The organism is Paramagnetospirillum marisnigri (assembly GCF_001650715.1).
Taxonomy (GTDB): Bacteria; Pseudomonadota; Alphaproteobacteria; order Rhodospirillales; family Magnetospirillaceae; genus Phaeospirillum; species Phaeospirillum marisnigri.
Genome location: NZ_LWQT01000086.1, coordinates 1 through 7,462 on the forward strand (window position 1 = coordinate 1; position 7,462 = coordinate 7,462).

Here is a 7,462-nt window from a genome sequence, read left to right on the forward strand (position 1 = left end):
CCCCAGGGCCGGGCGAGTGCGTCAAGGTGGGGAATTTTCAGTCGCCCCTTCTGGGGAGTATTCAGGCGGCAGTGACATTTGCCCCTGGGAACGGTAGCGAGGGTTCTGGCGCTGCCGTGCTCCAACCCGCCCGGCAGCGTCACCCATTGGACGGGCCGCGCGGTCGCCAAGGCCGTTGGCATCAGCTTGCGGGCGGTCCAACGGATCTGGGACGCCCACCATCTCCAACCGCACCGGCTGCGCACTTTCAAGAAATCCAAAGATCCCGCCTTCACCGAGAAAGTCGAGGATGTGGTCGGCCTCTACATGGAGCCACCGTGCCACGCCGTGGTGCTGTCCATTGATGAAAAGAGCCAGATCCAGGCCCTCGACCGCACCCAGCCCGGCCTGCCGCTGAAACCGGGCAAGTGCGCCACCATGACCCACGACTACAAGCGTAACGGCACCACCACCCTGTTTGCCGCCCTCAACATCCTGGACGGCACCGTGCTGGGGCGTTGTATGCAAAAGCACCGGCATCAGGAATTCATCAAGTTCCTCAATGCGGTGGAGCGGGCCGTTCCGGCGGGGAAAATCATCCATGCCATCCTCGATAACTACGGCACCCATAAGCATCCCAAGGTCAGGCAATGGCTGGCGGATCATCCGCGTTGGGTCTTCCATTTCACCCCGACCCTGTAGCTCACGTCGCTGCGTCGAGCGGGGCTGTCCCAGCACCAGGCAAGCCCGGCGCTCCGACACCCCCAACCGCTCGCACACCGCCATGATGCAACACCGGCGGCGGGCGGGGCTCAGAAGTTTCCCCGGGCGGCCTCCTTCAAGATCAGCTTGTCGATGGTCAGGTCAGCCACCGCCTTGCGTAGCCGGTCGTTCTCGCGCTCAAGCTCCTTGAGCCGCTTGGCCTGTGAGACCTTCATCCCACCGTATTCCTGGCGCCAGCGGTAGTACGTCACCTCTGTAACCGACAGCGCCTTGGCGACGTCGGCCACCTTCCGGCCTTGCGCCAGAAGCACGTCCGCTTCACGCAGCTTGCCGATGATCTCTTCGGCGGTATGTCTCTTCTTCGGCATGGAATGTCCCCTTCATGGTCAGTTGAATTATTACATTCAACCTGGAGCCATTCACGGGGGGAGGGTCAGTACCCGATGGCGCCATGCGGGCGCTGCGCGTTGCAGTAAGTACGCAAGCCTCTAATTTTCCCCAGGCGTCGTCAAGGCTGAGGAACCAATGGGCGTTCATGCACTCGGTTCGGAAGCGCCCGTCGAATGCCGAACTCTGATCGACCCGGATCGTCCTTGGATAGCCAATTCGGTTGCAGACCTGCTCCAGCGCCTGGACCACATTCTCGGCCCCCTGTAGCTGCACATGCCCCACCCGTGCGGGCAAGGGTCACGGAGGCGGCTTGACCGGGGGTGTCGGCTCAGGGATGCGGGGGCTGCTTGCTGCGAACGCTGTAGCAGATAACGTCGATGCCTTCGCCATGGGTGTCGTTGGCGGCTTTCCATTTCCGGGCGACGCGCTCGAAGGTGAAGAGGTCGCGCTGGGTCAGGGGATTGGAATACAGCTCTTCCAAGACCAGAACCTCGCCCACGACTCCAACCGGCATCAGACGCGCCGACGGCGAAATGGAATTGGCGATCAACTCGTCGCTCTCGCTTCCTTCGGAATCGACCCGGACAGTTGCCATGCTCCAATTGACCGCCACATAGGACTCAACCTGCATGTCGCGCAGCATGCTGATGTACAGGCCGCCGCAGCGCAGGGCGTTGGTGGGGTCGCCGAAACCGACCAGAATGGCGTTGCCGCTGGTGGTCATGGGGACGCTGACATCTTGTCCGAGGAAATTGCGGTTATACTGGACCAGTAGATCCAGCAGCATGGCCTTCTCGGCCTTGGTCTTCCGGCTCACCTGATCGAGATACAGGGCGAGAATGGCCAATTCCTTGGTTTCGTAGGTATAGAAGGGGCTGTCTTGCGGTTCCTCGTCAACGGCGTCATCGACCGGAACCGGTAAACGCGAGAGCGCCTCGTCCTGCACGGAATCGACCAAAAGGTCTGAAATCTGCGATTCGGCAAGCGGGATCGGAGCGGCTGTCGCCATGGGGGCTGCGTCGAAGGCGGAATCGTCGTCTTCCGCCATCGCCTCGACGGCGGCGAGTTCCGGCTCGGGCTCGGGCTCGGGTTCCGGTTCAAGATCCGCAGGTACATCCACCAGCGTGTCGATAGGTTCCGGCTCGGATTCTTGCTCCGGCTCGGCCAATTCCGGCTGGGCCGAATTATCCCATTCCGGTTGGGTCTCGAAGACCGGTTCGATCTCGTTCGAAGGCGCCTCGACCGAAACGGGGGGGGCTTCGAATCCCTCGGCCTCGAAGGTCTCGACCGAAACGGGCTGCGGGCGTTCGGAAACGGTGCGGGGCAGAGGCTGTTCGGGCTCGGGCTCCATATCCGCGACGATGGTCTGGGGGCGGCCTGCGGTCCGGCGAATGACCGCGCCGGACATGTTGGCGCCGTCGAGGAGGGTGCCGGCGGTCACGGCATCGGTCAGATCCGCGCCGGTGAAATTGGCATTGCGGGCGTCGGCGCCCGCCAGATTGGCGCCGACCAAGGTGGCGCCGGAGAAATTGGCCCCCATCAGCTTGGCGCCGGCCAGATTGGCGCCGGTCAGATCGACTCCGGACAAATCCATCTTGCCAGCCAGATTGGCGCCAGCCAGATTGGCCATGCGCATATTGGCGCCGGAGAAGTTGGCGCGCAGCAAGGTCGCGCCGGCCAGATTGGCGCCCTGAAGCTTGGCGCCCGACAGATCGGCGTCTTCCAGGCAGGCTCGGGGGAGGTTGCAATCACGGAGATTCGCGCCGGACAGAACGGCCTTGCGCAGATTTGCCAGCGACAACAGCGATCCGGACAAATCCATCCCGGCGAGATTGGCCCCGCGCAGATTGGCGTTGGTCAGGTCCGGTCGTACATCGGGCTCCTGCTGGCGCCAGGCGTTCCAGTCGCCGGCTCCCTGGCCGAGATGTTGTAGGTGGTGTACGTTTCCCATCACAAGCAATCGATCTGTCTTTTCAAACACTCAAATCATACACCAGACCATGGATTTTTCAAAACTTATCTCCGGTCAGGCCGTGTGATGAAATGAGCGGGATGGGTCTGCTGCAATAACGGTTAACTTTGCTTTAATAATTGCCAAGTTCTTGTCTTCTTTTTCCGGTCATTGACGAGGAACCGGGTTGTGGTGGATTGCCTCTGTTCCGGTGCGTGGCCCGTGAGGGAGCTGTACGGTTGCTACCGGCTGCGGCCTTTCCCCAGTGCCCGTTCCCATTCCGCGATCACGCTTTCGTCAATTGTCTGGGGCGAGTGGTCCTGGCCCGCATCCGCGCCGGTGGCCGTTCTCAATTGCGCTTCCAACTCGGCGATGCGCGCTTCCAGCATGGCGATCTTCTGGGCCTGGGTCGGGCGGTCTTTATGCCGCTGCCGATAGCGTCTTTGCTTTTCCGCCGGTGTCAGGGCCATGTCGTCTCCGATGACGTGGGGCGGGCTCGGCGTCGGGAGCGGCTCGGGCCGTGGCGCCCCGGCGATCCCTAAAGCGTCGGCTCCCATGCGGCCCGACCGATGCCTTGCCTGATTTGCGCCTATGCGTTGCCGGATTTGCGATTGAGCAGTTGGTTCAAGACCTCGGCCTGAGAGCTTGCCCGAACATTAGTCTTGGGGGCGGTGGCGGTTTCTTCGGTGGGTTCGGTCGCCGCGGCCTTCTTGGCAGGGGCGGGAGAATGGGCGGATGCGGGAGGGAGGGGGGCGGGAGGGGGAGATGCGGCGGGCGGCGGGGGGGCGGTGATCTTGTCGTCTTCTTGCCCCATCTCGCTCGCCATCTTGGCGATATCGGTTGCGGCGCCGACGATGCCCCTGATGATCGCCAGGGCTTCTTCCTTATTGACGCTGTCGCTCATTTTCCCCAGCTCCGACAAAACGGCCGTCCGGTTGCGGCGGTTGGCCAATCCTTCCTAGGTCCGCCCAGGGCGGAAGTCCCACGCTTCAGATCGGTGGAGTGGCAACGGAAAAGGCGGGTTTGGAATGGGTCAGCGAGTTCACGGCGGATATGTATCCTCCGATGCAGGCGGCGCCGAGCACGCCGACCGCGACCAATCCCAGGCCCGGCGCGATCGTTAATGTGATCGGCAGCCCCAGGAGTGCTCCGGAGAGCAGTTTCGGTGCCGCTAATTTCAGTCCGGCCAGGGGGGTGTCAAACATAAAATCTTCCATGCAGGGCTGTGTGGACCGACGAATCTGAGTCCCTCGAGATTAGCATAGGTGCAGCCTAAAGCATCAAGATTTTGGGGGGGAAGGCCATCCCTCGTCCCATGGGGCTCTCCGATTTTGCGCGTGATCCGCCTGCGGGGAGAGCGGGGGGGGGGCTTTTTATGCGGTTGCGTCTCAACCGCTTGTATTGGCGGCCAGGCGAGGCGATTTATTCTGCTTTATCGTCTGCGTGGCGTGCTCTCGCCTATATCTGGCTGGAGTAATTGTGCTAAAAAGCGCGGGCCGACAGCGGCGACGAATGCCGCGGACCTTGGTCGCGTCGGCCGCGTGATTTTGTTTAGTGGTGCTGGATGACGATGCTTGATGGCGACGCGAACACCGGGGGGCGCCCCAATGCCCCTCGCAGCAAGGATTTGAAGCGCTACCTCATGCTGATGGGCGTGGTGGCCTTGATCGTGCTGTTCGGCGCCTTCATTTTTCGCCAGCAGGCGGGCGGCAACCGCCTTGGAACCCTGATCCGGCAATTGGGTCACGGCGCCGTCACCGCTCCGGTGCTTCCCCTTCCCGCGAACGCACTTGCGGGGGCCCCGGCGGCGACGGGAGTTCCGGCCCTGCCGCCGGTCATGGAGGCCGGGGCTGCCCAGGTGGGCGGCGGCGGGGGATTTTCCCGCGTCGTCGCCCTTTTGCGTCATAGCGTCGTGAGCGTGACCGCATCGTCGTCGGGCCGCGCCGCCGCGCCCAAGACCCTGATGCCGCCCGGTCCCGACGTCTTGCCGCGTTTCGCCAATCCGACCACCACCTCGGTGGAAAATATCGGCACCGGGGTGATCGTTCGCGACGACGGTTTCATCGTCACCAATTTTCATGTGGTGCGCGGCGCCAATTCGGTTCTCGTCTCGGTGTCGGACGACGGGGGCGCGACCCGCTATTCGGCTGAGATCGTCAAGATGGACGAGGCGCTCGACCTCGCCTTGCTGAAGATTGCTCCCAGGGTGCCGCTGACCTCGGCGGTCCTGGGCGACAGCAGCGCGGTGCGGGTCGCCGACGAAGTGATCGCCATCGGGACTCCCTTCGGTCTGGACATGTCCGTCAGCCGCGGCATCATTTCCGCCAAGGGCAAGTCCATGGTGATCGAGGGCGTCACCCATTCCAAGCTGCTGCAGACCGATACCGCCATCAATCAGGGCAATTCCGGCGGGCCGCTGGTGATTGCCGACGGCACGGTGATCGGCATCAATACCGCCATCTACACCCCCAGCGGCGCTTTCGCCGGAATCGGTTTCGCCGTGCCCAGCAATCAGGTCCGCCTGTTCGTGGAAGATGAAGTGAACGCCCTGCCCGCCGCCGCCGCCGCTGCGGGCCCCGCCATGGGAGCCGTCGCGTTTCGGGCTCCGGGGCCGGGCGGCGTGGGGGCGGCCGGTCCGGCCATCGCGGTGGGGGGGCCTTCGCCCCATACCGATGGTCGACAGGCCATGGCTTGCGACAACTGCCATCAGATCATCGGTGCCGCGGCGGGGCCCATCGCCTTCGCTCAGCCCATGATGCCCGTCGCCGCGCCGCCGCCCGCCGCGCCGCCCATCCAGGCCAATGCCGCCAATCCCCATGCCGACAACCGCCGGAACATGAATTGCGCCGGTTGCCATCAGATCATCGGTGCCGGTGCCGGGCCGGTCGCCTTCGCTCAGCCGGGGGTGGGCGGATATCAGTTCGCCCAGCCGCCCGGCGGTCTGGCGGTCAATGTCCAAGGCGCGCGCGGCGGAATCGGGTCCAGAATGGCCGGTCACAGCCTGCACGGCGCCGCCTTGGCGCCCCTGTCTCCGCAGATGAGCCTGCAGACCGGTCTGCCGGTCGGGCGCGGCGTGCTGATCACCGGCGTTTCCCCCAACACGGCGGCGGCAAGCGCCGGATTGCGGCCGGGCGATGTTCTGCTCAAGATCGACGGCCGCCCCGTCGCCCTCCCCCATGAGGCGGTCGCCATCATGGGGGAAATGTCGGTCGGCGGGTCCGTCCGTCTGGGAGTCTTGCGCGATGGAGGCGTCCGCAACATGACTTTGATTGCCGGGGCCGCCGCGGGAACGCCGCCGTCCGGCAACGGGCCGTGGTGAAAGGTAAAGAATTCCAGGTTGTTCTGTGATGATGGAGCACGAGATGGCGACGAACCGACGGCCCCGCGCCAAGGGGACCCCCGGCGAAAAGCTCGGGAAGGGAGGCGGCGATGCCGCGCTCGCCCCGGCTGCCGACGCCGAGATTCCGGCATCTTCCGCGCCGGAGCCCGCCGCCCCCATATCTGCGCCTCCGGCTCCGGTGATCAAGCCGGTGGGAGGGGATGCCTGGGCGTCGCTGCTGAGCGGTTCGCCCTGGTCTTCCCCCGGAGCGGCAAGCCCGACGGAGGCGGCGCTCAAGCCGGTCATGCCGAGCGCATTGGCGGAGGCGGTTGCCAATGCGCCGCCTGAAGCCGCCCCGTTCACCGAGCTTGTCTCCCACTGGTCGCCGCCTTTCCGGCGGCAGCCGGATCGGGAGTATGAAGAGATCAATCCCGCCGAGGCGGCAATCCCGGTGACGGGCGCGGCGCCCGAGCCCGAGCCCGAGCCCGAGCCCGAGCCGGTCCCCGAACCCGAACCTGAACCCGAGCCGGAAGCGGCTCACGATCATGCCGCGACCGAGACCGAGGGAGTTCCCGAAATGATGACGAGTGATGTTGAGCTTGAGATTGAGATTGCTTCGGATGTGGAGGTCGTCGAGGCCCCCGCCGTGATCGAGCCGTCTCCCCAGCCGCAGGCATTTTCCCACTCGACGGCCTATGCCTATCCGGCGGAACCGGCCCCGGCGGTGGAGACGGCGGCAGAGGCCGCCCCTGCCGGCCCTGCCGAAAATCCGGTCAAGGAGGTTCCCGTGGAGGACCTGTTCACCGGGATCTTCAATGTGGCGGATTCGGCCGTGCGCGGCGCCATCGGCGCCTCCACCGATCTGCTGAGGGATCCCAAGTCCCTGGGCGGTAAGCTTTCCGTCGCGGGGCAGAGTCTGGTCCATTCCATCAAGGGACGCTTCAATGCTTTGCTGGCTCCGCGCCACGGCGCCAAAAGCAATGGTGATGAATTCTAGTGGTTCTCGCGGGATGGGCGATGGAGGACAGGAATCCGAATGAGCTTGGAACTCAGCCATGATTGAAGTCGGCGAGACCATGGGCGAATTGCCCACCAACAAG

General features: G+C 64.4%; 6 protein-coding genes and 3 pseudogenes. 3 read left to right on the forward strand and 6 right to left on the reverse strand.

Translation table 11 applies throughout. From position 1 onward, the window contains the following. Positions 1-90: 90 nt before the first annotated feature. A pseudogene (locus tag A6A04_RS15955) lies at positions 91-675 on the forward strand (IS630 family transposase); the annotation flags it as partial. On the opposite strand, the pseudogene A6A04_RS15960 reads toward A6A04_RS15955, so the two are convergent. The 6 genes and pseudogenes from A6A04_RS15960 to A6A04_RS15980 form a co-directional block, all read right to left on the reverse strand. Continuing rightward, positions 664-1,070: pseudogene (locus tag A6A04_RS15960) on the reverse strand (transposase); the annotation flags it as partial. The pseudogenes A6A04_RS15955 and A6A04_RS15960 overlap by 12 nt on opposite strands. 65 nt (positions 1,071-1,135) lie before the next feature. After that, a pseudogene (locus tag A6A04_RS23635) lies at positions 1,136-1,269 on the reverse strand (integrase core domain-containing protein); the annotation flags it as partial. 151 nt (positions 1,270-1,420) lie between these two features. Then, the gene (locus A6A04_RS15965; protein WP_068494647.1) at positions 1,421-3,043 is read right to left on the reverse strand and encodes a pentapeptide repeat-containing protein; all 1,623 of its coding nucleotides are present in this window, start codon (positions 3,041-3,043) and stop codon (positions 1,421-1,423) included. Between the two features lie 242 nt (positions 3,044-3,285). Beyond that, positions 3,286-3,513: a hypothetical protein gene (locus A6A04_RS15970; protein WP_008622185.1), complete on the reverse strand. Its 228-nt coding sequence runs from the start codon at positions 3,511-3,513 to the stop codon at positions 3,286-3,288. A 119-nt stretch (positions 3,514-3,632) separates the two neighbouring features. Continuing rightward, entirely contained in the window at positions 3,633-3,947 is a 315-nt protein-coding gene (locus tag A6A04_RS15975) for a hypothetical protein (protein ID WP_041039553.1), read from the reverse strand. Between the two features lie 85 nt (positions 3,948-4,032). Continuing rightward, positions 4,033-4,248 carry a hypothetical protein gene (locus tag A6A04_RS15980; protein ID WP_068494649.1) on the reverse strand — a complete coding sequence of 72 codons (216 nt, stop codon included), beginning with the start codon at positions 4,246-4,248 and terminating at the stop codon, positions 4,033-4,035. A gap of 359 nt (positions 4,249-4,607) precedes the next feature. Here A6A04_RS15980 and mamE point away from each other — a divergent pair, with 359 nt between their 5' ends. After that, positions 4,608-6,362 carry a magnetosome formation protease MamE gene (gene mamE, locus A6A04_RS15985; protein ID WP_245651245.1) on the forward strand — a complete coding sequence of 585 codons (1,755 nt, stop codon included), beginning with the start codon at positions 4,608-4,610 and terminating at the stop codon, positions 6,360-6,362. Between the two features lie 31 nt (positions 6,363-6,393). Beyond that, entirely contained in the window at positions 6,394-7,359 is a 966-nt protein-coding gene (locus A6A04_RS15990) for a FraH protein (protein ID WP_245651246.1), read from the forward strand. The last annotated feature ends 103 nt before the right edge of the window (positions 7,360-7,462 follow it).

Excerpts from the sequence above, each read along its gene's own strand:
- A6A04_RS15965 (WP_068494647.1), bottom strand. The coding sequence starts at position 3,043 with ATGGGAAACGTACACCACCTACAACATCTCGGCCAGGGAGCCGGCGAC.
- mamE (WP_245651245.1), top strand. The coding sequence starts at position 4,608 with ATGACGATGCTTGATGGCGACGCGAACACCGGGGGGCGCCCCAATGCC.
- A6A04_RS15980 (WP_068494649.1), bottom strand. The coding sequence starts at position 4,248 with ATGTTTGACACCCCCCTGGCCGGACTGAAATTAGCGGCACCGAAACTG.
- A6A04_RS15990 (WP_245651246.1), top strand. The coding sequence starts at position 6,394 with ATGGAGCACGAGATGGCGACGAACCGACGGCCCCGCGCCAAGGGGACC.
- A6A04_RS15975 (WP_041039553.1), bottom strand. The coding sequence starts at position 3,947 with ATGAGCGACAGCGTCAATAAGGAAGAAGCCCTGGCGATCATCAGGGGC.
- A6A04_RS15970 (WP_008622185.1), bottom strand. The coding sequence starts at position 3,513 with ATGGCCCTGACACCGGCGGAAAAGCAAAGACGCTATCGGCAGCGGCAT.